This window comes from Actinophytocola sp., from assembly GCF_036378875.1.
Lineage (GTDB): Bacteria > Actinomycetota > Actinomycetes > Mycobacteriales > Pseudonocardiaceae > Actinophytocola.
On sequence record NZ_DASUVO010000089.1, the window covers coordinates 71642 to 95362 of the forward strand.

Genomic DNA, 23721 nt, shown 5'->3' on the forward strand with positions numbered 1-23721 from the left:
AGTCCTTCGCCACCGCGATGGACGTCGGCACCACGGCATACCTGCGTCAGGCGGGTTGCCGCCGGGTGGACCACCTGACCCTCGGCGAGCTCGGGATCCACGGCAACGGACACCTCATGATGATCGAACGCAACAACGACGCCGTCCTCGACGTGATCACCGACTGGCTCAGCAAAAGTTGAATCAGCGGATCGATTGGAGAATGTAAGCGTATGAGTAAGGGAATGTCGCGGCGTACTTTCTTCGGGGCGTCCGGACTTGCCTTGACGGCGTCCGTGCCCGGAGAGTTCTCGGCCACGGCCGACGCGGCCGAGGGCCGGCTCTTCGCCTACGTGGCAAGGCAATGCGCCATCTCCGGATCGGGGCCGATGGGGGACGTCGCGGGTCTCGGGTCACAAGAGGGCGGCGGCATCGACGTCTTCCGGGTGAACATGGCCGACGGCTCGCTGGAGCTGGTCAGCTCGACCGGACCGGAAGTCGCCGACCTGAACAGCGACGGCATCTGCGCCTCCTCGGACGGGCGTTTTGTCTACTGCGTCAACCGCACGCCTGCGCTCGGATGGATTCCTGGAACCGGAGGTGGGGTGTCCGCCTTCGCCATCAACCGCGACGACGGATCCCTGCGGCATCGGTCCCGCCTGCCACGCTGCCGTCTTCGACCGCACGGAGCGTTGGGTCATCGCGTCGGACAACGGGCCACCTCTACGTCTATGGCTTCAACCCCACCTCGCGCCAGTTCGGGGTGGGCAAGGGGAAGTTCGTTTACAGCTCGAACCGGTCCCTCCAAGACAAGGACACCATTGCCATCTTCGCGGTCGACGAAGGTACGGGGCTTCTGACGATGGTGGATCTCGTGGAGACCGGCGGCCGTGGACAGAGGGAGTTCGACTTCGAGCCCTCGGGCAGGTATCTGTTCACCTGCAACTCGGACTCTGACGACGTCATCTCGTATTCCGTGGATCCCGCCACGGGCAAGTTGACCCGGACGGCGAGGATCGCCGTTCAACGTGTGTCGGTGATTACCTTCGCGATGCTGTGAGACTTGTTTCACTGCGGGATGTCGTCGGCCAGCCAGCCGCGAAGGCTGCCGCAGTACGCGGCCACCAGGCGGCGGCTCACCTGGGCTTCGGTGAGCCCCACGGTGTCGAGGAGGTCGAAGATCTCGCGTGGGTCGAACAGGATGTTCCAGAGGAAGTGGCCTTCGTCGCCGGGGTTCGCGAGGCCTAGTTCCGTTGCGGCCTCGGCGATCGGGCGGGTCAGTGCCTCTGCCTGCACGGTGAGGTAGTGCGCGCCGGCGCGGAGCCGGGCCAGGTAGCCCTGGTCCGATCTCGTGTGGACCATCGCGCGGCCGTGTTTGACGACGAGGCGTACCCACTCGGCGCTCACGTCGGAAAGCAGTGCCACGCCGAGGGTTTCCGCTTTCTGGCTGAACTTGAGCAGCCGGAGCCCGACGTCGAAGCGGTATTCGGCGAGGATTTCCTCTACCGAGCCGAAGTGGCGGTACGCCGTGGCCGCGGCGACCTCGGCGCGCTCGGCGACGTCGGCCATCTTCACGTTGGTTCCGTGCCGGCTGGCGAGGAAGGCCGCCGCTTTGATGAGATGGCGGCGGTTCCGTTCGGTGTCACTGCGCACGGTGTGCTCCCAGTGACCGAAGGCCCTCGCCGAGTCGGGCGACGCCGGTCTCGATGGCTTCTTCGCTTGCCGCGTAAGACAGGCGCAGGTGGTGTTCGCCGTGTGCGCCGAACTCGGCGCCCGGACGTACCGCGACGCCGAACTCGGTCAGCTTCGCGACGAGGTCGACGGACGGGATGTCGATGTCGTAGCGGGGGAACTGGTAGAACGCGCCTTCCGGTGAGCTGAGGGTGAGGCCGGGGATCGTCGCCAGCCCGGCGTGCATGATCTCCCTGCGTCGTTCGTAGGCGGTACGCATCCTGGCGATGTCCGCGTCACCGGTCCGCACCGCGACGAGCGCGGCGTCCTGGACGACGGTGTTCACCGAGCCGTTGAAGGTGTTGTGGATCCGGGCGGAGGCGTGGATGAGCGGCTGCGGACCCCACAGGTAGCCGACGCGCCAGCCGGTCATCGCATAGCTCTTCGAGAAGGTTTGGCAGTACACCGTCCGGTCGCGCAGGCCGTCGAGCGAGATCGCCGAGGTGAACGGGCGGCCGGTGTAGTCGAGGTCGGCGTAGGCCTCGTCGGCGATGACGATCGTGGGCGTGCCGTCGAGCAGCTCGGCGAGTGCTGCCAGTTCGGCGTGGCTGTGGACGATGCCGGTCGGGTTGACGGGGTTGCAGAACACGAAGAGCTTCGCGCCGGCGAGGGCGTCGGCGAGCCGGTCGAGGTCCCAGTGCAGGTCGTCGGCAAGGGGGACGGGCACGACGATGCCGCCGGCCATGCTGACCAGGTCGGCGTAGAGGGAGTAGGTGGGATCGGGGATGACCACCTTGTCGCCGGGGTTGACGATGGCGAGGATCGACGCGGCGAGACCGGCGGTGCCGCCTTGGGTGATCAGCACATCGGCGGGGGAGCTCGCCGCGCCGGCGATGCTCGCCAGTTTCTCGGCGAGTGCCTCGCGTAGTGCCACTTCGCCGAGCAGTGGTGAGTAGTGGGTGCGGCCGGCGCGGAGCGAGGCGTTGGCGGCTTCGGTCACCTGCTCGGGAGTGTCGAAGTCCGGCTCTCCCATCGCGAGCGACACGAGGTCGCCGGAGGACTGTGGTTGCTGCTTTCGCCGGGAGGCCGCCGCGATCCGGGCGACGGCCTCGGCGGGCGCGAAGTCGGGCACCAGCGCGAGTGACATGCGGTTCTCCTTCAATCCTGAGGGCCGGCACCGGCAGGCGCGCCAGCCCGGCGACTGGTCTCGAGGTCGGCCGAGATGTCGCGCTGGCGGGTGGGGGCGACGACGATCTCCTGGAGGACGACGCGCTGGGGGAGTGTGACGGCGAGGCGGATGGCCTCGGCCACGTCCTCCGGCGCCACCATGTCGGCGCGCTCGGCCGACGACGGTGGGCGGGCACGGTTGTCGAGGATCGGGGTGTCCGTCTCGCCGGGCAGTACGGTGATCGCCCGCAGGCCCTGGTTGCGGAACGTGTTGTGCAGGAAGGACATGAAGTTGCGGACGCCGGCCTTGGCCGCGCCATAGGCCGCCCCGCCGAGCAGGTTCGGGTTGACGGCGGCGAGCGAGGACACCGTGACGATCGTGCCGGCGCCGCTGCCGAGCATGTGGGGGAGCACGGCCTGGGTGAGCCGGAAGACCGCGGTGAGGTTCACCTCCAGGACCTGGCGCCACTCGTCCTCGGGCAGCCACTGGGGATTCTTCACCGACGACGAACTGCCCGCGTTGTTGACCAGAACATCGATCGGACCGACCTCCGCGAGGACCCTGGTGATGTCGCCCGGGTCGGTGATGTCCGCCGCGATCGGGTGGGCGGCGCTGCCGATGGCGGCCGCGACCTCGTCGAGGGCCTCCTGCCGCCGGCCGAGCAACACGACGGTGGCGCCTTCTTCGGCGAGTAGCCGCGCGGTTTCGCGACCGATACCGCTGCCGGCTCCGGTGACGAGTGCGGTTCTGCCGGTCAAGGCCAGCACAGTCGGCACAGCGCTCCCCTCGAAGTGCGAACAAGTTCTCAATTGAGACTACATTCTCATTGAGTCCGCCGGCAAGGGAGGTCAAGCGCGTCAGCCGCGGCGCGTTCGAGTGCCCGCAGCTCGTCCTCGCGGCGTGCGAACCGGCGGATCGACTCCTCCCGGTCGATCCAGCGGAACCGCAGTTCCTGTCCGGGCCCTGCCTGCCCGAGCAGCGGGAGCGATGGCCTGGACGCGACGCCGACGATCGGGTAGCCCGCGGTCAGGCTCCGGTACCTGCCGAGGACGATCAACTCGTCCGCGTGCGGAATCTCCAGCGCGCCGATCGGCACCCCGTGCGACACGATCTCCGTCTCGTTGTCCGGATGGCGCACCGGCCCGGTAAGCCGCAGGCCGACGTGGTTCGAGCGGTCGGTGACCACATAGGACGATTCCTCGATCAGCTCGCGGATGCCCGGGATCGAGTGCGGGCTCTCGACGACGTCGATGACCCAGGGCCCGTCCCCGAACCGCAGTGCGGGCACGGGTAGCCGGAACACCGGGAACCTGCGGGGGAACCCGACGAACCCGGTGTCGAGCCGCACCTGGGTGCCGCGCGTGATGACCTGACCGAACCCCATGCGGGCGTCCGGGGCGGCGCTGCCGAGGAAAGTGGGTGCGCGGAGGTCGCCGTGCACGGCGAGGTAGGTCCGGGTGCCGAGTCGGACATCGGTGACGCGCACGACTTGTCCCGCCGGTGCCACGACCGGCGACCACGTGTCGACGACCGCGTTTCCGATGGTGACGCGGCAGGGCGCGCCGGTCACGGCCAGGAGCACGTCGCGATCGGGTACGAATGCCAGCCCGCTGCCGAGGCTCTCGATCAGCGTCGCGCCGCGGGGGTTGCCGACGAGCAGGTTCGCGACCATCGCGGAGTGCTGGTCGGCGGCGCCGCCGGTGGGGACGCCGAGCCGTTCGGCGTCGCGGCGACCGAGGTCGGTGAAAGTCGTGAGCCAGCCCGTGCCGGTGATCTCGAGAGTGGTCATGACGGCACCAGGAAGCTACCGGTCAGTGCCGTCGCCTCGTCTCTCGTGACGGGCACGAACCGCACGACGTCGCCGGGGCCGAACGAAACCGGGGCCGGGCGGGAGATGTCGACGATCGTGTGCGGAGTGCGGCCGACGACGCGCCAGCCGGTCGGGCCGGGGAACGGCTGGATGATCGCGTTGGTGCCGGCGATCATGATCGCGCCCGGGGCGACGTCCGTGCGTGGCTCGGCCAGCCGGCGCACCGGCCGGGGGACCAGGAGCCCGTCCATCATCGGTGCCATCGCCGCGCCGAGCAGGGAGATCGTGAGAACCGAGCCGGTGATCGCCTCGACCACCTCGGCAGGTGCCAGTCCGACCTCGTCCGCGACGGAAGCCAGGTCGGGCCCGTCGAACACGGCCGGGATCGTGAACCGGCGAACCGCCCTGGACAGGGCCGGCGGGAGTGACTCCGCCAGCAACCGGGCCGCGTACTCGATGTGCTCGGGCCCGGTCACCAGCGGATCGAACTCGATGAGCAGTGACTCGAGCCCGGAAACCACATCGAGCACGCCGTGCGGCCGGCGCGCGAGGAACCGGTCCCGGAACCGGATTATGCCGGCCCGGCGGACCGCAGCGTCGGCGTGCACGAACGCCACCATCACCGCCGAGTCGCCATAGGACTCGACGGTGATGGTGGACGATGCGGCGGTCATCAGCTGGCGAGCACCGCCGCCTTCTCGGCCAGGACGTCACGCAGACCGGTGACGCGGATGTCCGCCCCGGCGAGTGCCTTGCGCAGCGACGTGCCGTTCTCCAGCACGGTCGGGTGGTCACCATGCAGGAGCAGCAGGTCGACGTCGTGGCCCAGCGGCACCACGTTCCCGTCGACCGAGCGCACCGTGCCCTCCCGCACCACCTGGACACACCGCTCGCCGATCAGCGCCGGGTCGTAGATCAGGCCGCCCTCATGGGAACGCGGCACCGGCATGCCGTCGTCGCCGTAACCACGGTCGGCTAGGAACACGTAGCCGACCGCCAGGCCACGCTTACGGGACTCCTCGGCGAGCAGACCGCGCTGGCAGATGACGATGTAGTCCTTGTTGTACGCGGCGATCGCGTCCGTGATCGCCCTCGCGTGCTTGGCGTCGGTCTGGGCGATCGAGCCCATCCGCCCGTGCGGCGCCACATGACTGATCGTGCCGCCGTGCACCCGTGCGAAGGCGTCGAGCGCACCGAGTTGGTACAGCACGTCGGTGCGGATCTCCTCCTCGGACGCCTCGATGAGCCGACGGCCGAACCCGACGAGGTCCGGATAACCCGGGTGCGCGCCCAACTCGATGCCGCGGGCCACACAGTCGGCGACCGTCTTGTCCATGACGCGCGGGTCGCCGCCGTGGAAGCCGCAGGCGATGTTGGACGACGTGACGAGCTCGAGCAGAGCACGGTCGTCACCGATCGTGTAGTTGCCGAAGCTCTCACCGAGGTCGGCGACGACGGCGACAGAGTTGGTTCCCATGATCCCTTCCTTGGTCGGAAATGATGTTCGCTCCGCAAGCTCCGCTCAGAAAGCTGCCAGTGGCTGGCCCTTTGTCTCGCGCAGGAACGCGATGGTGGCCAGGGTGATCACGGCGGTGATGATCGAGGCGAACGCCGGGATCAGGTTGGACCCGGTCGCCTTGATGAGCGCGGTCATCACCAGCGGGGCGCTGCCGCCGAAGATGATCGTCGAGACGCTGAACCCGATGCTGTACGCGGAATAGCGCACTGTGGTCGGGAACATCTCGGCGAGAACGGTGTGGACGACCGCGGCGTGGCCGGAGAACGCGACCGCGAGCACGACGGTGCCGATGACGGCGAGCCCGAAGTTCCCGGTGGTGATGAGCAGGAACATCGGGTAGGAGACGACGGCCATCGCGACCGAGGAGATGAGGAGCACCGGCTTGCGGCCGATCCGGTCCGACAGCCGTGCCATGAGCGGGATGCAGACCACGATCGCGACCAGGCTGAACGCGGTGACGGTGAGCGCGGTCAGCATCGAGAAGTTGTGGTCGCCGAGCGAGGTCTTCAGGTAGGTCGGCATGTACACGAACAGCAGGTAGTAACCCGGCCCGTTGAGCGCGGGCAGGAAGATCGTGAGCGCGATCGCCGTCAGGTGCCGCTTGGAGGTGAACGCCGCCTTCAGCGGGTTGCGTGCGACGGTGTTCTTCTCGCGTAACGCCACGAAGTGCGGGGTCTCCTCCAGCCTGCGGCGGATGTAGAAGCCGATGTAGCCCAGCGGGACCGCCAACAGGAACGGGACGCGCCACCCCCAGGACGTCATGGTGTCGTCACCGAGGGTCGTGATCAGGATCGCCGAGAAGGCACTGCCGAACATGAGCGCGACGAACGAGCCGACGGCGATGAAGCTCATCGCGAAGTTGCGGCGTGCGTCCGGCGCGTACTCGCCGACGAAGGACATGGCGCCGGCCACCTCGCCACCTGCCGAGAAGCCCTGGAGCACCCGGAGCAGGACCAGCAGGATCGGCGCGGCGACGCCGATGGCCGCGTGGGAGGGGATGAGGCCGATCGCTGCGGTCGCGCCGGAGATGAGCACGAGAAGGGTCGCCAACAGCGTCTTCCTGCCGAGCCGGTCGCCGAGGTAGCCGCAGATGACGCTGCCGAACGGGCGCGCGATGAAGCTGACCAGGAACCCCACGTTGGTGAGGAAGAGTCCGCCCGCCTCGGCCTCGCCCATGATGTTGATGGCCAGGTACGTGACGAGCAGGCCGTAGATCCCGTAGTCGTACCACTCGACGAAGGAACCGATCGTGCCGGCGACGGTGACTTTCCTGACGACCTTGCGGTCGGGGTCGACGACGGTTGACTCGGGCGCGTCGAGTCGAGCTGACGTTGTTGTCATGGGTTATGGCCTTCCCGAGTCCATTGTGTACGGCAGTGACACCCGTGGAGTGTGACCGGACTCGCAGATGAGAATAGATTCGCACTTTGAAACGGTCAACACCCGCAGGTGAACCTTGTGTTGCCTGCCGTCCGGTGGCACGATCGACGAATCGAAAAGAGAATGCATTCGCACTTCGACTGCTGATGGGATGGAGCCGATGACCCAGGACAACGTGCGCGTGCGCGCCGGGTGGGACCGCGTCGACGGGCAGGTCCTCGACCAGTTCCGCGAGCACTCCGTCGCCAACCTCGGCGACGCCCTGGACCGGCTCAACATCGTCGACGGCGGCATCGCGCCGGTCTGGGCCGGAGCCAGGGCCGTCGGCACCGCGCTGCCGGTCCTCACCGTCGCGGGCGACAACAAGGCCGTGATCGCCGCACTCGACCACATCCGCCCCGGTGACATCCTCGTCATCAACGCCTTCGGGTACGACGGCCGCGCGATCGTCGGCGACAACCTCGCCCAGCGGTTCGCCCTGTTCGGCGCGGCGGGCGCGGTCATTGACGGGTACGTGCGGGACGCCGCGATCATCGAGAGCCTCGGGGTGCCGATCTTCGCGCGAGGCCGCACGCCCGCCGGGCCCTTCAAGAACGGGCCGGGCACGATCGGCGAGCCGGTCGCCATCGGCGGCGTCGTCGTGAATCCGGGCGACATCGTCGCGGCCGACGACGACGGCGTGATCGTGATCCCGCCGCACCGGGCCGGCGAGGCGCTCAGGGCGGTGAAGGAGATCGTCGCCCGCGAGGAGGGCCTCGATGCCGAGGTCGAGGCGTTGCGTGGTCAACTGGCCCGATGAGCCTTCGAGTGGTGGTCGCCGCGCCAGTGTCCGAAGTAGACTGTGCGCGGGTTCGCGCGCTGGAACCCCGGGTCGATCTCGTCGTCGACCACGCACTTCTCCCGCCGATGCGGTGGCCGGCCGACTTCGGCGGCGACCCGTCCTGGCGGCGGACACCTGAACAGCAGCGTGCCTACGAGGCGGCCATCGACTCGGCCGACGCGCTCTACGGCATCCCCGACGCGGACCCGTCCGCTCTGGCGCGCGCGGTTCGCGCGAACCCGCGGCTGCGCTGGGTGCACACGATGGCTGCCGGGGGAGGCGCTCAGGTCAAGGCGGCCGGGCTCACCGCGGACGAGCTTGATCGCGTCGCCTTCACCACCTCGGCCGGTGTGCACGGCGGGCCGCTGGCCGAGTTCGCGGTGTTCGGCGTGTTCGCGGGCGCCAAGGACCTGCCCCGGTTGAACCGCCAGCAGCGTGCCCGCGAGTGGAGCGGCCGCTGGACGATGCGGCAGGTGAGTGAGCTGACGGTGCTCGTACTCGGCCTCGGCGGCATCGGCCGGGTCGTCGCCGAGAAGCTGCACGCGCTGGGTGCCAAGGTCATCGGTACGAGCAGGCGCGAGGTGGACGTCGCGGGTGTCGCCGAGGTCGTGCATCCCGATCGTCTCCGTGAGGTGGCGTCGTTGGTCGACGCGGTGGTGGCCACACTCCCCGGCACTTCGGCGACCGAGCACCTGCTCGACAGCTGGTTCTTCGCCGCGCTGCGGCCGGGCGCGACCGTCGTGAACGTCGGACGGGGCAGCGTCATCGACGAGACCGCCCTCATCGACGCGCTCGGATCCGGGCAGGTCGGTTTCGCGGCGCTGGACGTCTTCGAAACGGAACCGCTGCCGGCCGACAGTCCGCTGTGGACACACGAGAACGTTCTGGTGAGCCCGCACACCGCCGCGCTCAGTGCCGCCGAGGAGCGCCGCATCGCAGAGTTGGTCGCCGCCAACGCCACCCGTCTGCTCGACGGTGTGGACCTGCTCAACCGTGTCGACACCGTGGAGTTCTACTGATGGTTTTCGACCTGACCGGCCGGATCGCACTGGTCACCGGTTCGAGCCGGGGGATCGGGCTCGGCATCGCGGAAGGGCTCGCGGAAGCCGGCGCCACGATCGTGCTCAACGGCGTCGATCCGGTCCGCCTGGACGAAACCCGCGCGCGGCTCGCCCGGCGGTTCGGTGATCGTGTTGCGGCACAGGCGTTCGACATCGTCGACGAGGACGCCGTCGTCGCGGCCGTCGACGCGATCGAGACCGGCGTGGGTCCCATCGATGTGCTGGTGAACAACGCCGGCATCCAGCACCGCGAGCCCCTCATGGAGGTGGCCCTGGCCGACTGGCGGCGGGTGGTCGACGTCAACCTCACCGGCGCTTTCGTCGTGGGCCGCACCGTCGCCGCCCGGATGCGGCCGCGCCGCGCCGGGAAGATCGTCAACATCTGCTCGGTCCAGACCGACCTCGCCCGCCCGACCATCGGCCCCTACACGGCGGCGAAAGGTGGGCTACGCAACCTCACCCGCGCCATGACGGCGGAATGGGCCGGCGACGGCCTGCAGATCAACGGGATCGCACCCGGCTACATCCACACCGAGATGACACAGAACCTCGTGGACGACGAGGCCTTCAACACGTGGATCCTCGGTCGCACCCCGGCACGGCGCTGGGGCACGGTGTCCGATGTGGTCGGTCCCGCGGTGTGGCTGTCCTCCAGCGCGTCCGACTACGTCAACGGCCAGGTCATCTTCGTCGACGGTGGAATGACGGTGGTCGTGTGAACACCACAATCGCTGTTGTCGCCCATGGCCGGGACGACGTGCGCGTCGAACAGCTCACCGTTCCCGCTCCGACAGAGCGGGAGGCCGTCGTCGCGGTGACGTACGGCGGCATCTGCGGATCCGACCTGCATTACTGGCGGCACGGCGCCGTGGGGGAGTCGATCCTGCGGGCCCCGATGATCCTGGGCCACGAGGTGGTCGGCACGGTCGTACGAGCCGCCGCCGACGGCACAGGCCCGGCAGAAGGTGCCACGGTCGCCGTCCACCCGGCCACACGCGAACACACCGAGGTCCGGTTTCCGGAGAACAGCCCCAACCTCTCGCCGGGCGTTCGCTATCTCGGTTCAGCGGCACGGTTTCCGCACACCGAGGGTGCCTTCGCCGGCGAGATCGTCCTCCCGTCGACGATGCTCCGCGAACTACCCGCAGGCCTCGACCTGCGCGTCGCGGCGCTCGCCGAACCAGCCAGCGTCGCCTGGCACGCCGTGTCCCAGGCGGGCGAGCTCCGCGGCCGGCGCGTGCTGGTCATCGGCTGCGGCCCGATCGGCGCCCTCACCGTCGCCGTGGCAAAACTGTTCGGCGCCGCCGAGATCGTGGCGGTCGACCTGCACGACAGGCCCCTGGAGATCGCGACCGCCGTCGGCGCGACACGAACGCTGAAAGCCACTGAGACCGCGGAAATCGCCGCCGTCGACGCGGACGTCGTGATCGAGTCCGCCGGCAACCACCGCGGTCTCGCGTCCGCCATCGCCGGTGCCACCCGGGGCGGCACGGTGGTCATGGTCGGCCTGCTGCCCACCGGTGACCAGCCCGTGCCGATCGCACTCGCGATCACCCGCGAACTCCGCCTGCTCGGCTCGTTCCGGTTCAACGCCGAGATCGACGAGGTGATCCCGGCCATCGCCGACGAGTCACTGGCGATCGCGCCGGTCGTCACCCACGTCTTTCCCGTCACCGAAACGCTGGAAGCGTTCGCGGTCGCCGCCGACGCCTCGGTATCGGGCAAAGTGCTCCTCGCCTTCTGATCAGCGCCGGGGGTGACCGTGTTCGGACACGGTCACCCCCGGCGCGGTGGTGCGGTGCCTACTTCAGTGCGTAGGCACGGATGATGGTCTGGCTCTGGCTGTTGCCGTCCGCATCGGTGATGCTGGACCGCAGGGACACGAACTCCGCGTCACGTGGGTGGTTGACCGTTGCCTTCCAGGCGTCGCGGTGGGCGGTCACCTTGGCTGGCTGCCAGGTCTTGCCGTCGTCGTAGGAGACCTCCACGGTGGGGGTGTCGACCGGGCCCGGGGTGGGGGCGCCGTTGCGTTGGGCGTAGAGCGGGATGGTGAACCGCTTTCCGGCGGGAGCGGCGTTGTGGTTGTCCAGGTTCGGGGCGAACCGTAGAGCCAGCAACGGGATCACGGTGAAGTCGTCCACGTGTTCCGATGTGAAGGTCCACTCCGCGTTGATGTGGGTGGAGAGGCCGGCCTCCATCGGGTCGGCTGTGGCGCGCAGGGTGTACTTCGCGCGTCCCGGGGCCATGTTGACGAACGTGCCGCTGCCCGCGTTGGTGTTCTTGCCGATCTCCACACCGTCGCGCAGCAGATGCGTGGTGCCCGGGTAGGTGTAACCGACGCGGCCGGGGTTGTGGTCGGTCAGCATCGGCACCGAGAACTGGAGCCAGTCCTGGGATTCCCGTACCGCGTTCAGGTCGCCTGGGTGGTACTCCGACGTCGGCATCGCCGGGCCGTGGACGCCCACACCCCAGCGCATCGTGGTGGTCTTCCCGAGGGAGAACACCATGGGTGCGATCTGGCGGCCGACCGTCACCGCGGTGTACCGGTCGGACTCGAGAAGCTCGACGAACTCCTGCTCGAAGGCGAACACCTTGTCCGGGGTGTAGTACTCCGTCAACGTGTGCGGCAGCGGGAAGAACAGGAAGTAGTCCCGCAGTCCGAGCGTGCCCGGCCTGGTCCGCGCGTGGTCCGAGCGCACCTTCGCCAGGTCACGGTCACGCTTGTGCCACCGCAACACCTCCGGTACCGCACCGCGTTCCGTGTGGCGCAGGTGGTAGAGGTACGGGCTGTTGTCGAACGACGTGCCGTTCCACTCCGCCAGGTGGGCCTCGGCCACGAACTGGAACTGGTCGCTGCTGGTGGTCGACGGGCGGACGGTCATGCCCTCCAGCGTCTTGGCCTGGCCGCTGACCCGCACCCCAAGCTGACCCTGGGCGGTGTCGCGGACGAGCGCGATCCATCCCTTGCCCGCCTTGGCATTGGGCTTGTCGGTACGTAGCTCGACGGGCTTGCTCTCACGCGCGTCGAACGTCACGGTGGTGTCGCCGGTGACGGTGAACGCCGGCTCCGCGAACACGGCGTTGTGCCGGTCGCCCTGCTCGGAGAACCCCAGCACGGTGGCGTCGACGAAGTACTCGCCCTTGGGCAGGCGCACGGTCACCGTGCCGGACGGGTCGTACGGCCGGTAGGACCGCGTCGAGTACCGCTCCGGGTCGACGTTGGTGAAGCGGGTGGCGAACTGGTCGGTCGGCGCGCCGTCGAAGCCGAGGATGTTCACGGTCACGGCGTGGGTCTCCGCCTCGCGGTTCACCTTGAGCGTCGTGCGTACCGTCCGGCCGGCGCCGGTCGCGACGATCGCGCCCGTGTAAAGGCTGTCGGGCGCGGACACGCGGGTGTCGGCGGTGACGGTCGTGCTCGCCTGCCCACCCGCCGGCACGGTCAGGCTGGCGGGTGTGAACGTGAACATCCCGTCCGGCGCCTCGACTCCTCGGGCACTCCGGACGTCGGCAGTGAGGTCCAGGGTGACCGGCTCGATGCCGGTGTTGGTGTACGTGACGGTCCGGGTGACCGGCTTGTCGTCCTGGTGCGGCCACGCGGCCGTGCCGAAGTCGAGGGTGCCGACCGACGCGACGACCGACGCCTGCGTGGCCGCCGCGACGTCGACCCGGCCAGAGCCCTGCTCGAACACGGTCAGGTCGCCGTTGGGCTCCGCGGTGCCCATCAGCGCGGCCTTCAGTTGCTCCGCCGTCCAGTCAGGGTGTTGCGCGGCGAGGATCGCGGCCGCGCCGGCCACGAACGGCGTCGCCATCCCGGTGCCCGACAGCGCGATGTACCCGTCCTCGACCGGGCCGCCCTGGGTCCCGTTCGCGGCCTTGGCACCGACGATGCTGACGCCCGGCGCGGTGATGTCCGGCTTGATCGCGCCGTCGCGCAGACGCGGGCCACGACCGGACCAGTAGGCGAGTCCGTCGTTGCGGTCCACTGCGCCGACGGCCAGCGTGGCGTCGGCCGCGGCGGGGGTGCCGACCCAGTTGTCGAGCCCGGTGTCGCCGGCCGCCGCGACGAACAGCGCGCCGGTCTTGGCGGTGAGATCGTTGAGCGCCACGGACACCGCGTCGGTGCCGTCGCTCGGACGTCCGCTGCCCAGGCTCATGTTGACCACGTCCGCGCCGCTCGCGGCCGCCCACTCCATGGCGGCGACGACCGAGGAGACCTGCGTCCAGCCGTCGTCGTCGACCACCTTGCCGATCAGCAGCTTCGCGTCCGGCGCGACACCCCTGTACTTCTCGCCGTCGCCGGTGATGACCGATGCGACGGCGGTGCCCCACCCGTCCGTGTCGTCGATCGTGGTGCTGTCGGAGAAGATCTTCGTGTCCACGACCGCGTCCGCGAGATCCGGGTGCGTCGTGTCGATCCCGCTGTCGAGCACCGCCACCGTCGCGCCGACACCGGTGTGTCCGGCCTCCCACGCGGCCGGCGCGCCTACCTGGTCCACCGGGTTGTCCTGCGCCGTCCGCATCCGCGCGTCGAGCCAGACACGTTCCGCCGTGAGCATCGTCGCCCAGTACCCACCGCCCAGGTCCGCGTCGACGGCGGTCGCGCTCAGCACCGGCAGCTCCCGCCTCACCGTGGCCGTCGCGCTGCGTGGCGTGGGACCCCGGTAGTCGACGATCAGCGGCACCGTGTTCGTGTAGCCGGCCCTGGCCAGCTCGCTGACGTCGAACAACGCGGGGTCCAGCCGGCCTTGTTCCAGCGGGACGACCGCGTCCTCCGGGACCACCTGCGTGTCGCCCTGCTCGTCCTCGCGGATGTAGAACGCCACGTGCTCACGGCCCTTCGCCGCCCGCACCTGCGCCCCGTGCTCCCCGCCGAGCGTGACCACGTCCCCGCTCACCAGCCGCACGTCCGTGGCAGGCATTCCCACACCGGAGACCGGCTGGGACGGCGCCGCGCCCTGCGCGGCCACCACCGGCACCGCCACGACCCCCGCGGCCCCCACCGCGGCGACCAGCCCGAGCAGTGCTTTTCGTTGTTTCATCAACACTCCGGTCATCTGTCGGCCTTCGCCCGGGTCCTCGGTCCCCGGGCCGACGTACTGTTCGTCCGCACCCGCAACACGTCGGCCACCCCGCGAACGACCGCGGTGGCGGCGGACAGCACCGCGAGCCCATCATCACGACCACGCATGACATTCCTTCCGATGGAGATCCACACGGACTGGAACGCCTTGAACCCGCCCGCGGGTTGCTGGCGGTCGCCTGTTGAGAAAGGTGACAGTGGTGTCGAACTGTCTCGGTCGATCAGTCGGGCGCACCGTCCGAGGAACCGGTGCCGTGCGTGAAGTGGTTGGTCAGGTCGCGTACGTCCTCGGCCTCCGCCGTACCGATCTCGGTGAACAATGCGAGTGCGGCCTGCCAGTAGGGGCGGGCGGCGGCGCTGCCGGTGAGTCGCTCGGCGGCGCGGCCCAGCGTGCGGAGGGTACGGGCCTTGCCGAGGCGGTAGCCGGTCTGGTCGTGGACGGTGATGGCCTCGCGGGCGAGCGCGGCGGCTTGTTCGGCATCGCCGGTCGCGAGGGCGTTGTCGGCCAGGGCGGTGAGTGCTTGGCCTTCCTGCAGGTGGTGGCTGGTCCTGCGGGCCAGCGCGAGTGCGCGGGTGGCGTCTGTCCTCGCGGTGCTGTGGTCGCCGAGGTGGGTGCGGACGCCGGCCAGACCGATGAGTGCGTCCAGCTGTCCGGACAGGTGCCCGAGCGTGGTCGCGAGGGTGAGCGCGTTCGTATGGTTCCGCACGGACTCCTCGTGTTTGCCCTGGGCGTGGTTGATCGTGCCCAGGGTGGCGAGTACGGCCACTTCGGTCTGGCGTGCACCCACCTCACGCGCGAGTGTGAGGGCCTGTGTGGCGTAGGCGACCGCGTCCTCGTGCCGGCCAGCGTCGGTGTGTGCGCCGGCGAGGCTGTCCAGGATGCCGGCCTGCTTGCCGCGCTCGTTGATGGTGCGGCTGATGGCCAGCGCGTCGGTGAGGTAGCCGACGGCGTCGGTCAGCCGGCCGAGGTAGCGGTGGACGTTGCCCAGGCACTGCAGGACCATCGCGATGTTGGCGGGCGACTGGACCTCCTGGCCGAGCCCGTGCGCGCGGCGGAAGAACTCGGCGGCTTCCTCCAGGTCGCCGAGCATGGCGTGGAGGACGCCGAGGTGCATCAGGTCGATCACCTGTTTGTGCCGTGAGCCGAGCCGGGTGTCGATCTCCAGTACGTGGCGGAAACACGCCGTGGCGTCGCGCAGCCGGCCCGTCTCGCGTTGGCTGACGCCGAGGCGGGACAGGGCGGTCGACTCGCCGTCGGCCCATCCGGCTTTCACCGCGAACGTCCGTGCCGTCGTGCTGTGCTCGATGGCGGGGGTGTACTGGCCGATGGCGGCATGGGCGTCGGCGAGGCTCAAGTGGGCCGACGTGAGCAGCCATGGGTCCTCTTCGGCCACGGCGGCCCGGAGCGCGGTGGTGGCGACGGCGAACCATTCCGCGGTGTGGCCGCGGCCGGGAAAGTAACCACGGAGGGTGTCGGCCAGCAGACAGGCCTCGCGGGTGCGTCCGGTGTCGGCGGCGTGACGGATCGCGGCAGTGAGGTTGAGCAGTTCGGCTTCCAGCCAGCGCAGCGCCGAAGCGGCGTCGGTGAACTCGGTGATCGCCGGTTCGGGTGGCGGGGGTGGCAGTGGGACGCGGAGCTGGTGTGGGTACAGCGAACGGCGGGCCGCGTCCGCGGTGTGCAGGTAGTGGGTGAGCAGGCCGAGCAGCGCGCTGTCGCGGTCAGCGGCGGACTCCTCTGCCTCGGCGCGTTCGGTGGCGTAGAGCCGGAGCAGGTCGTGGCACGCGTACCGCCCGGCGGGGTGGGCGGAGACGAGATGCGCGGTGGCGAGGCGGTCCAGGTCCTGCTCGGCCTCGCGCACCGGACAGCGGGCGACCGCGGCCGCCGCGGATGCGGTGAAGTCCGGCCCGGGAACCATGCCCAGCGCCCGGAAAAGCCGACCCTGGCGGGAAGTCAGTGTCCGGTACGACAGGTCGAAAGCGGTGCGGATGGCGGCCCTCGGGTCTTCGGGGATCGCGAGCATGTCAATCCGGTCGCCCCTGGCCAGGTCCCGCGCGTAGGCGTCGATCGACCGCTTCGGGTGGCTCGCGAGGTGCGCGCCAACGATGCGCAACGCCAGGGGGAGGTGGCCGCACAGCGCGGCCAGCTCCGCCGCGGCGGAGCGCTCACCGTCGAGCCGGTCTGCGCCGACCATCCTGGCGAGCAGTGCCAGGGAGTCGGCCTCGGGCAGGGTGTCCAGCCGCACGGGCCGGGCCCCGTCCAACGCGGTCAGCCCGCGCAGGTCCTCCCGGCTGGTCACCAGCACCGCACAGCCCGCGGCGCCGGGCAGCAACGGCCGGACCTGCTCGGCCGACCCAGCGTTGTCCAGCACCACCAGGACATGGCGGGAGGCCACCAGCGACCGGTACAGCAGCGCGGCCTCGTCCAGCTCCGCGGGAACCTGTCCGGGCGGGACACCGAGCGCGCGCAGGAACCACGCGAGTGCGTCCACCGGTCGTACCGGCTCACGCGGGTCGTAGCCGCGCAGGTTCACGAACAGTTGCCCGTCCGGGAAACGCCCGGCGACCCGGTGTGCCCAATGCACTGCCAGCGCTGTCTTCCCGACGCCGGCGGTACCCGCGACGGCGGAGATCACCACGGCGCCCCCGTCCGGGGTCAGGAGCGTGTCCAGCTCTGTGAGCGCGTCGCGCCTGCCGGTGAACCCCGGGATGTCCAGCGGCAACAGCCGCGGCGTGCTCTGGGTGGCCGGGCTCGGGGAACGGCGCTGGTCGTGCAGTTGCCTGGCGACGCGGTACCACACCTCGCTCCACTGCGCCTGCTCCGCAGGAGATGCCCCGAGCGCGATCACGATCCGGTCGAGGACGTCCGCCGCGGGCAGCGTCGCGGCGGTGACGTAGGTGTGCACGGTCGACCGGGGCAGACCCACGCGGGTGGCCAGGTCGGTGAGGCTGATCCGCCCCTTGCGCGTTCCCGTGGCCGCTCGCCGGCGCAGAAGGTCGAGCTCACGGGCAAGAGCGTCGAGGTCGGTCACCCGGCGCGGGTCCGGGCCCGCGGGCACATCTGACACAGCCACCCCCTGCGGCCAAAACGTCCAGGAACGTCCAGAAGTTTCCAGTATCCCCGCCAGGTGGATCTTCCACCGGGTGCAATGTGGACGTCCCGTTTCCGGCGAGAGGAGCAGAGATGATCGGGGTTCTGGAACGGTTGGGGGACAGGGTGCTGTCCGCCTTCGTCCCGCGTATCGAGGCCGACGCGGCAGGTTCGGCCGCGTGCACCTATCCCAGCTGCGGTTCCTGCGTCACGTGCGTCGTGCGCTACAAGCGGTGTTGCAACGGCGTGTGCAGCACGTGCCAGTTCGCGGAGGACTGCTGCTCGTAGGCCCAAGGGGCAGCACCGGGACGCCGTGCGGCCCGGTGCTGCCCGGGATCACGGACCGGAGGAAAAATGGCCTACCTGGCATTCGGCTGCCACTGTCTGCTCGTCGTCGTGTTCGCCTGCTCGGCGGTGGCGAAGTTCGCCGGCAGGGGTTCGTTCGCCGCGTTCCGGCTGGCGACGGCGCGGCTCGTGCCCGCACTGCGCGACATGGCAACGCCGCTGGCCGTCGCCGTCGTGTCCGCCGAGCTGACCGCGACCGTACTGCTCGCGGTCCCCGCGGCCGCGCCGGCCGGGTTGGTGCTCGGTCTCGCTCTGCTGGCCGCGTTCACCGTGGCTGTCGCGGCGGCGCTTCGGCGCGGTGAAACGGCCTCGTGCAACTGTTTCGGCCGTTCGACCGTGCCCCTGCAACCACGGCACCTGGTGCGCAACGCTCTCCTGATGGCGGTCGCCGTGGTCGGCCTCGTCGCGGGCCTCGCGGGGCCGGCGGGCGCGGAGGTGACCGGCATGGCGCTGGCCGGGGCCGCGGCCGTGGTGCTCGCCGTGCTCGTGCTCAACCTCGACGCGCTCGCGGACCTGTTCACACCCGTCCCGGAAAGGACAACCCCATGACTCTGCTGTCCATCGCGATCGCCCTGGTCGGCGCGCTGTGCCTCATCGACCTCGTGCTGACCCTCGGCGTCGTGCGCAGGCTGCGCGACCACAGCGTCCGGCTGTCCGCGTTGAGCGGGACAGGCCTCGACACGGACAACCTCCGCGAGCCGGGCACCGCCGTCGACCTGTTCACCGCCACCGACGTGGACGGCGTGGAGCGGTCCCTCGGCGACCTCGCCGAGCCGACGCTCGTCGGCTTCTTCACGCCGGACTGTCCCGCGTGCGAGGAGAAGCTGCCGTCCTTCCTGGCCTACGCCGGCACGTTCCCCGGTGGCAGGAACCGCGTGCTTGCCGTGGTCGGTGGCGAGTCCGGGGGCGTGAAGTACCGAACCGCATTGGCCGAGGTGGGCGCGGTGGTGGTCGAGCGAGAGCGTGGGCCGGTGCAGAAGGCGTTCGGTGCCAAGGCGTTTCCCACCTTCCTCGTGGTCGTGGACGGTGTCGTGACGCACTCGACGCACGACGTCGCGGACCTGCCCGAACACGCACACCAGCCGGCATGACCGCTGCCCTGAATGCGGCGCGGCTCGCGTTCGTCGCCCGCCCGCCGGCCGTGGTGGGTTTCGTGGTGACCGCCGTGCTCGGTGGCGCGGCGCCCGTCGCGGTCGCCTGGTTTACCAAGATCGCGCTCGACCGGATCGCGGCGGGCACGCCGACCGGCCTGCTCGGCCTGGCCTTGCTGCTGGCGGCTACGGGGGTCGTGGCGGCATGCCTGCCGCACGCGGAGCGTTACCTGCGGGCGGAGCTCGACCGTGCCGTCGGCGTGCTCGCGCGGGACCGCCTTTTCGGTGCGCTTGACCGGCTTCGTGGTCTGGCGAAGCTGGAGGACCCGAAGTTCCACGACCGGCTGCAGCTGGCGGTGGACTCCGGCCGGATCAGCCCGCCGACGGTGCTGGCCGGCGCCGTGGAGCTGGTCCGGGGCGGACTGACCGTGACCGGCTTCGCCGTGTCCCTGTTCCTGATCAGCCCGGTCGTGACCGCCGTGGTGCTGGCCGGCGGGATACCGGTCGCGATCGCCGAGTTCACGTTGGCGCGTAAGCGGGCCAGGATGCTGTGGGAGATCGAGCCGTGGCAGCGGCGGGAGATGTTCTACGCAGGGCTGATGTCCGGCACCCGCGCCGCGCACGAGATCCGGCTCTTCGGCCTCGGGCCGTTCTTCCGGGCCAGGATGATCCGGGAGCTGGGGGCGATCAACGTCGCGGGACGGCGGCTGGACCGGCGGGAGCTGCGGGTGCAGGGCGCGCTCGCCGTGCTGGCCGCGGTGATCGCGGGGAGCGGGCTCGTGTGGGTTGTGCGGGCGGCGGCGACGGGTGCGGTGAGCATCGGTGACGTGGCCGTGTTCGTCGCCGCGGTCGCCGGGGTCCAGTTCGCCCTGGCCACGGGGGTGGACCAGGCTGCGCAGATCCACCAGGCGGTGCTGCTGTTCCGGCACTACCTGGCCGTCGTCTCGGTGCGGGCCGACCTACCCACCCCGCCGGACCCCCGGCCGGTTCCCGCGCTGCGGCACGGCATCGAGCTGCGTGACGTCTGGTTCCGTTACAGCGACGAGCATCCGTGGGTGCTCCGCGGCGTCACCCTGACCATCCCGGTCGGCAACGCCGTCGCACTGGTGGGACACAACGGCGCGGGGAAGTCCACGCTCGTGAAGTTGCTCTGCCGGCTGTACGACCCGGACCGTGGCGCGATCCTCTGGGACGGGATCGACCTGCGCGACATGGACCCGGACGAGCTGCGGGCCCGGATCGGCGTGGTGTTCCAGGACTATGTCAACTACGACCTGTCGGCCGCGGAGAACATCGCGCTCGGGGACCTGACCGCGCTGGGCGACGGGTCCCGCCTGCAGGAGGCGGCCGGCCACGCCGGTGTGCACGACACGCTCGCCGCGCTTCCCCGCGGCTACGACACGATGCTCAGCCGGATGTTCACCGACAGCGCCGACCGCTCCGACCCGAACACGGGCGTGGTGCTCTCCGGCGGTCAGTGGCAGCGAGTGGCGCTCGCCAGGGCGTTCCTGCGTGCTCGACGAGACCTGCTGATCCTCGACGAGCCCAGCTCCGGCCTCGACGCGGAAGCCGAGCACGACGTGCACACCCGCCTGCGCGAGCATCGGGCCGGCCGGACGAGTGTGCTGATCTCGCACCGACTCGGCGCAGTCCGCGATGCCGACACGATCGCCGTGCTCGACGGCGGGCGGATCACCGAACTCGGCGACCACGCCGCCCTGCTCGCGCTCGGCGGGGTTTACGCGCGGCTCTACCGGCTGCAGAGCAGGGGATACCTGCAGGAGGTCCCAGGATGATGCTCCTGCTGGTGCTCCTGGGCCTGGGGCTCGCCGCAGCGCTGACGTGGTGCCGGGTCAGAATGGTCTCGGTGACCGTGCGCGGGGACAGCATGGCGCCCACACTGCGGTCCGGCGACCGGGTCCTGGTACGGCGCAGCCGCCTTCGCAGCGTCACCCCCGGCACCCTCGTGGTGTTCGCCCGCCCACGCACGACCGAACCCGGCTGGATGATCAAGCGCGTGATCGCCGTGCCCGGTGACGCGATCCCGCGTGGCGAGGTCCCCACGCTGTGGAGCTATCCGGGAAACCACGTGCCCGCCCGCCGCTTGGTCGTGCTGGGCGACAACCCTGCCGAGAGCTATGACTCCAGGCACTTCGGCTACGTGAAGGAGGACAGCCTGCTCGGCGTGGTGCGAAGGATCTCCCGCCGGACAACGGCCTGATCGCGTCGGCCTCTGGCAGCAGGCCGCTGGTGGAGCGCGACCACCTCGATGCTGATCGGCTACGAGTTCTGGCTGGAGCGGGACACGTTGATGCTGGTGGTGCGGTGGGCGCGTTCGATGGCCTGCCCCCAGTAGGTTCCGGCGATCATCAACGCGGCGCCGAGGGTTGCCCACACAGTGAGCCGCTCGCCGCCGAGGCTGACTCCGATGATGACTGCCCAGATCGGTTCGGTGCCCAGCAGCAGGCTGGCCCGGCTGGCAGAGGTGCCCTGCACGGCCCATGTCTGGGCCAGGAAGGCGAACACGCTGCAGAACACGGCGAGGTAGACCAGCTGGTACCAGGTCATGGCGCTGCTGTGGGCCAGCTCGGGCAGGTGAGAGATCGCGAGTGGCAGAAACAGGGCAGTGCCGACGACGGTCTGGATGGTCGTGAGGTGCAACGGATCTACGGGGCGTCCCACGGTGAGCCGGCCGACGAGCGCGACGTGGCCGGCTCGTATGACGGCGGCGGCGAGCATCAGCGAATCCCCGAGACGGAGTGCGTGTAGTCCTGTGCTCGAGGTGAGCAGCCCGACGGCCAGGACACACAGACCCGCCGCGACAAAGAACGCCGTGGGTAGACGGCGGCCCCCACGACGGTCGAGCAGGGGGGTGAACACGATGGTCAGGCTGATGATCAGGCCGGCGTTGGCGGCGCTGGTGTGCGCCACTCCGTAGGTCTCCAGCGCGAGAACGGCCGCCTGGGTGACGCCAAGGACAGCCCCGCTGCGAACCTCGTCACGGGTCCAGCGTCGCGGCCGGCGCCGAAGTCCGGCCAAGGCGCCGCACGCGACGGCGGAGATCGCGTATCGGGCGAACAGCACCGCCAGGACCGGGAGCCCGGTGGTGGCTGTCTTGGCTGACAGATAGCTGGAGCCCCAGATGAGCGCGACAAGGAGTAGCACTGCATCGGTGCGGCGAGTAGCGAACACGCCCTCAGGCTCCACCACCAGCACGTTGAAGTACACGACCAACTTCTTAATCTATGCTGTAGTAGTCCTACACTGTCGGGGTGGACGAGCGGCAGTTGCGAATTCTGCGGGAGCTGGGCGAGCTGGGGAGTGTCACCGCAGTCGCAGAGGCGCTCCACGTGACGCCCTCCGCGATCTCCCAGCAGCTGCGACTGCTTCAGCGTTCGATTCCGGTTCCGCTGACCGAACGCACCGGCCGTCGAGTAGTCCTGACAGACGCCGGGCAGGCCCTGGCGACGGCGGCCGTCGAGGTAGAAACCGCTTTGGCCTGGGCGCGTCGCGCTGTCACCGACTTCATGGAACAACCGGACGGCGAAGTGTCAGTGGCCGCCTTCCACAGCGCGGCCTCCGTGTTCTGGCCGCTCCTGCTGCGCAGTCTCGCCAGCCCGGGCCGCCCTCGCGTGACTCTCGCCGACGAAGATGTCGCCCAGGACCGCTTCCCCGCCCTGACCCGTGACTATGATCTTGTGCTCGCTCACCGTCTCGATCATGGTCCGCCGTGGCCGCGTTCCGTGATCGCCACCACCCTGCTACACGAACCTCTCGACGTCGCCCTGCCGATGGGCCACCCGCTGGCCTCCAAGCCGCAACTCTCACCGCAGGACGTCGCCGACGAGCCGTGGATCACCGTCCACGACGGTTACCCCCTCATGGCAATCATCGACGCCATCGCCAGCGTCGCCAACCGTCGCCTCGACATCGTCCACCGCATCAACGAATTCACGGTGAGCGCCGAGACAGTGGCCGCCGGCGGCGGCCTTGCACTGATGCCGCGTTGGACAAACCGTCCACACCCCGACGTCGTACTCAAACCGCTCACCGGTGTACAGGCCAGCCGTGACATCGATGTGCTCCACCGGCCCGAACGCACAGCACGAAAGGCCATTCAAACGGTCCTCGTTGAGCTGCACCGCGCCGCCGCGGTGGTCCAGGACCAAGGGTAGGCAGGCCCTTGTATGGCGCGGCGGAACTCATGAAAGGCAGAGGGTGCACCGTCTTCGAGCGGCAAGCGGGTGCCAGGGACGGACGTTGTCGGTGCTGAGGGTGCTTGCCGTGTTGCTGGTGGGACTGGCGGCGGTGGCTTGTATACCGCAGGATCCGTTCAGCCCGGTCGGTCGAGCCCGGGGAGCACGGGAAGATCAGGATTCTGCAGACCGACTGCGCGCTGGAGGAGGTCGTCAGTGTCGAGGTCATCGCGGGGAACGATGACCAGAGCCTGGACGACAAGGACACGCGTATCTGGCGCGTTGACTTCAAGCCGCCGGTCAAGGTCCGCGCCTTCGAAACCGGTGTGGTGCCCGAGGGAGGCGAGGAGCGCGTGCCACGGCGCGAACCTGAGAGCCCGTTCCTGAACTGATCTTGGTCGGTGTGTCGGGCCGGTAGGCGGAGGAACTCCTGGTAGAGCAGTCGGTGTCGAATCGCCGCTGTACCAGGAGTTCCGTTGCTATCGTGCCGTATCGAAGCCGCTGGCGTGGCCT

24 protein-coding genes are annotated in these 23721 nt (G+C 69.7%); 13 read left to right on the top strand and 11 right to left on the bottom strand.

Annotated elements, in window-relative coordinates:
- Positions 1-17 precede the first annotated feature (17 nt).
- The 3 genes from VF106_RS25820 (at position 18) to VF106_RS25825 (ending at position 1039) form a co-directional block, all read left to right on the top strand.
- On the top strand, positions 18-182 hold the full coding sequence (locus VF106_RS25820; protein ID WP_330842421.1) for a hypothetical protein: 165 nt from the start codon (positions 18-20) through the stop codon (positions 180-182).
- Between the two features lie 186 nt (positions 183-368).
- A complete protein-coding gene (locus VF106_RS50975; RefSeq protein WP_414639060.1) occupies positions 369-839 on the top strand; it encodes a beta-propeller fold lactonase family protein in 471 nt (156 codons plus the stop codon).
- Positions 743-1039, top strand: a complete 297-nt coding sequence (locus VF106_RS25825) for a lactonase family protein (RefSeq protein ID WP_330842422.1) — start codon at positions 743-745, stop codon at positions 1037-1039. Before VF106_RS50975 ends, VF106_RS25825 begins: the two co-directional genes overlap by 97 nt.
- Before the next feature lie 8 nt (positions 1040-1047).
- On the opposite strand, the gene VF106_RS25830 is transcribed toward VF106_RS25825, so the two are convergent.
- From VF106_RS25830 to VF106_RS25860, 7 genes are all read right to left on the bottom strand, one after another.
- Positions 1048-1632, bottom strand: a complete 585-nt coding sequence (locus tag VF106_RS25830; protein ID WP_330842423.1) for a TetR family transcriptional regulator — start codon at positions 1630-1632, stop codon at positions 1048-1050.
- Positions 1622-2797, bottom strand: coding sequence for a pyridoxal phosphate-dependent aminotransferase (locus VF106_RS25835; protein ID WP_330842424.1), 1176 nt, complete (start codon positions 2795-2797; stop codon positions 1622-1624). Before VF106_RS25835 ends, VF106_RS25830 begins: the two co-directional genes overlap by 11 nt.
- Positions 2798-2808: 11 nt before the next feature.
- Positions 2809-3576 (bottom strand): SDR family oxidoreductase, encoded by a 768-nt coding sequence (locus VF106_RS25840; protein ID WP_330842425.1) that lies wholly within the window; start codon positions 3574-3576, stop codon positions 2809-2811.
- Positions 3577-3641: 65 nt separating this feature from the next.
- Positions 3642-4607, bottom strand: a complete 966-nt coding sequence (locus VF106_RS25845; protein ID WP_330842426.1) for a 5-oxoprolinase subunit C family protein — start codon at positions 4605-4607, stop codon at positions 3642-3644.
- Positions 4604-5302: a 5-oxoprolinase subunit B family protein gene (locus VF106_RS25850; RefSeq protein WP_330842427.1), complete on the bottom strand. Its 699-nt coding sequence runs from the start codon at positions 5300-5302 to the stop codon at positions 4604-4606. Before VF106_RS25850 ends, VF106_RS25845 begins: the two co-directional genes overlap by 4 nt.
- Positions 5302-6105, bottom strand: a complete 804-nt coding sequence (locus VF106_RS25855) for a LamB/YcsF family protein (protein WP_330842428.1) — start codon at positions 6103-6105, stop codon at positions 5302-5304. The genes VF106_RS25850 and VF106_RS25855 overlap by 1 nt, the downstream gene beginning before the upstream one ends.
- Positions 6106-6150: 45 nt before the next feature.
- Positions 6151-7488 (bottom strand): MFS transporter, encoded by a 1338-nt coding sequence (locus VF106_RS25860; protein ID WP_330842429.1) that lies wholly within the window; start codon positions 7486-7488, stop codon positions 6151-6153.
- A gap of 199 nt (positions 7489-7687) precedes the next feature.
- Here VF106_RS25860 and VF106_RS25865 point away from each other — a divergent pair, with 199 nt between their 5' ends.
- From VF106_RS25865 to VF106_RS25880, 4 genes are read left to right on the top strand one after another with little or no spacing between them, the layout of a single operon-like run.
- A complete protein-coding gene (locus VF106_RS25865; protein WP_330842430.1) occupies positions 7688-8326 on the top strand; it encodes an RraA family protein in 639 nt (212 codons plus the stop codon).
- Positions 8323-9366 (top strand): D-2-hydroxyacid dehydrogenase, encoded by a 1044-nt coding sequence (locus tag VF106_RS25870; protein WP_330842431.1) that lies wholly within the window; start codon positions 8323-8325, stop codon positions 9364-9366. The genes VF106_RS25865 and VF106_RS25870 overlap by 4 nt, the downstream gene beginning before the upstream one ends.
- Positions 9366-10127 carry an SDR family oxidoreductase gene (locus tag VF106_RS25875; RefSeq protein WP_330842432.1) on the top strand — a complete coding sequence of 254 codons (762 nt, stop codon included), beginning with the start codon at positions 9366-9368 and terminating at the stop codon, positions 10125-10127. Before VF106_RS25870 ends, VF106_RS25875 begins: the two co-directional genes overlap by 1 nt.
- Positions 10124-11152 (top strand): L-idonate 5-dehydrogenase, encoded by a 1029-nt coding sequence (locus VF106_RS25880; protein WP_330842433.1) that lies wholly within the window; start codon positions 10124-10126, stop codon positions 11150-11152. Before VF106_RS25875 ends, VF106_RS25880 begins: the two co-directional genes overlap by 4 nt.
- A 58-nt stretch (positions 11153-11210) precedes the next feature.
- Here the strand turns inward: VF106_RS25880 and VF106_RS25885 are convergent, their stop codons facing one another.
- The 3 genes from VF106_RS25885 to VF106_RS25895 all read right to left on the bottom strand — a co-directional run bounded on the left by VF106_RS25885 (position 11211) and on the right by VF106_RS25895 (position 17553).
- Complete coding sequence (locus tag VF106_RS25885) at positions 11211-14447, bottom strand: S8 family peptidase (protein ID WP_330842434.1); 3237 nt, start codon at positions 14445-14447, stop codon at positions 11211-11213.
- A gap of 11 nt (positions 14448-14458) precedes the next feature.
- A complete protein-coding gene (locus VF106_RS25890; protein WP_330842435.1) occupies positions 14459-14596 on the bottom strand; it encodes a hypothetical protein in 138 nt (45 codons plus the stop codon).
- 113 nt (positions 14597-14709) lie between these two features.
- The gene (locus tag VF106_RS25895) at positions 14710-17553 is read right to left on the bottom strand and encodes an ATP-binding protein (protein WP_330842436.1); all 2844 of its coding nucleotides are present in this window, start codon (positions 17551-17553) and stop codon (positions 14710-14712) included.
- A 116-nt stretch (positions 17554-17669) separates the two neighbouring features.
- Here VF106_RS25895 and VF106_RS25900 point away from each other — a divergent pair, with 116 nt between their 5' ends.
- The 5 genes from VF106_RS25900 (at position 17670) to lepB (ending at position 21233) form a co-directional block, all read left to right on the top strand.
- Entirely contained in the window at positions 17670-17864 is a 195-nt protein-coding gene (locus tag VF106_RS25900) for a hypothetical protein (RefSeq protein ID WP_330842437.1), read from the top strand.
- Between the two features lie 66 nt (positions 17865-17930).
- Positions 17931-18470: a MauE/DoxX family redox-associated membrane protein gene (locus VF106_RS25905; RefSeq protein ID WP_330842438.1), complete on the top strand. Its 540-nt coding sequence runs from the start codon at positions 17931-17933 to the stop codon at positions 18468-18470.
- Positions 18467-19012 (top strand): TlpA disulfide reductase family protein, encoded by a 546-nt coding sequence (locus VF106_RS25910; protein WP_330842439.1) that lies wholly within the window; start codon positions 18467-18469, stop codon positions 19010-19012. Before VF106_RS25905 ends, VF106_RS25910 begins: the two co-directional genes overlap by 4 nt.
- Positions 19009-20808, top strand: coding sequence for an ABC transporter ATP-binding protein (locus tag VF106_RS25915; RefSeq protein ID WP_330842440.1), 1800 nt, complete (start codon positions 19009-19011; stop codon positions 20806-20808). The genes VF106_RS25910 and VF106_RS25915 overlap by 4 nt, the downstream gene beginning before the upstream one ends.
- Positions 20805-21233, top strand: coding sequence for a signal peptidase I (lepB, locus tag VF106_RS25920; protein ID WP_330842441.1), 429 nt, complete (start codon positions 20805-20807; stop codon positions 21231-21233). The genes VF106_RS25915 and lepB overlap by 4 nt, the downstream gene beginning before the upstream one ends.
- A 59-nt stretch (positions 21234-21292) precedes the next feature.
- On the opposite strand, the gene VF106_RS25925 is transcribed toward lepB, so the two are convergent.
- Entirely contained in the window at positions 21293-22240 is a 948-nt protein-coding gene (locus tag VF106_RS25925; RefSeq protein ID WP_330842445.1) for a DMT family transporter, read from the bottom strand.
- Positions 22241-22284: 44 nt separating this feature from the next.
- Here VF106_RS25925 and VF106_RS25930 point away from each other — a divergent pair, with 44 nt between their 5' ends.
- On the top strand, positions 22285-23187 hold the full coding sequence (locus tag VF106_RS25930; RefSeq protein ID WP_330842442.1) for a LysR family transcriptional regulator: 903 nt from the start codon (positions 22285-22287) through the stop codon (positions 23185-23187).
- Positions 23188-23721: the final 534 nt, after the last annotated feature.

Excerpts from the sequence above, each read along its gene's own strand:
- VF106_RS25845 (WP_330842426.1), bottom strand. The coding sequence starts at position 4,607 with ATGACCACTCTCGAGATCACCGGCACGGGCTGGCTCACGACTTTCACC.
- VF106_RS25915 (WP_330842440.1), top strand. The coding sequence starts at position 19,009 with ATGACCGCTGCCCTGAATGCGGCGCGGCTCGCGTTCGTCGCCCGCCCG.
- VF106_RS25820 (WP_330842421.1), top strand. The coding sequence starts at position 18 with ATGGACGTCGGCACCACGGCATACCTGCGTCAGGCGGGTTGCCGCCGG.
- VF106_RS25835 (WP_330842424.1), bottom strand. The coding sequence starts at position 2,797 with ATGTCACTCGCGCTGGTGCCCGACTTCGCGCCCGCCGAGGCCGTCGCC.
- VF106_RS50975 (WP_414639060.1), top strand. The coding sequence starts at position 369 with ATGGGGGACGTCGCGGGTCTCGGGTCACAAGAGGGCGGCGGCATCGAC.
- VF106_RS25910 (WP_330842439.1), top strand. The coding sequence starts at position 18,467 with ATGACTCTGCTGTCCATCGCGATCGCCCTGGTCGGCGCGCTGTGCCTC.
- VF106_RS25850 (WP_330842427.1), bottom strand. The coding sequence starts at position 5,302 with ATGACCGCCGCATCGTCCACCATCACCGTCGAGTCCTATGGCGACTCG.
- VF106_RS25855 (WP_330842428.1), bottom strand. The coding sequence starts at position 6,105 with ATGGGAACCAACTCTGTCGCCGTCGTCGCCGACCTCGGTGAGAGCTTC.
- VF106_RS25890 (WP_330842435.1), bottom strand. The coding sequence starts at position 14,596 with ATGCGTGGTCGTGATGATGGGCTCGCGGTGCTGTCCGCCGCCACCGCG.
- VF106_RS25865 (WP_330842430.1), top strand. The coding sequence starts at position 7,688 with ATGACCCAGGACAACGTGCGCGTGCGCGCCGGGTGGGACCGCGTCGAC.
- VF106_RS25875 (WP_330842432.1), top strand. The coding sequence starts at position 9,366 with ATGGTTTTCGACCTGACCGGCCGGATCGCACTGGTCACCGGTTCGAGC.
- VF106_RS25900 (WP_330842437.1), top strand. The coding sequence starts at position 17,670 with ATGATCGGGGTTCTGGAACGGTTGGGGGACAGGGTGCTGTCCGCCTTC.
- VF106_RS25885 (WP_330842434.1), bottom strand. The coding sequence starts at position 14,447 with ATGAAACAACGAAAAGCACTGCTCGGGCTGGTCGCCGCGGTGGGGGCC.
- VF106_RS25860 (WP_330842429.1), bottom strand. The coding sequence starts at position 7,488 with ATGACAACAACGTCAGCTCGACTCGACGCGCCCGAGTCAACCGTCGTC.
- VF106_RS25870 (WP_330842431.1), top strand. The coding sequence starts at position 8,323 with ATGAGCCTTCGAGTGGTGGTCGCCGCGCCAGTGTCCGAAGTAGACTGT.
- lepB (WP_330842441.1), top strand. The coding sequence starts at position 20,805 with ATGATGCTCCTGCTGGTGCTCCTGGGCCTGGGGCTCGCCGCAGCGCTG.
- VF106_RS25905 (WP_330842438.1), top strand. The coding sequence starts at position 17,931 with ATGGCCTACCTGGCATTCGGCTGCCACTGTCTGCTCGTCGTCGTGTTC.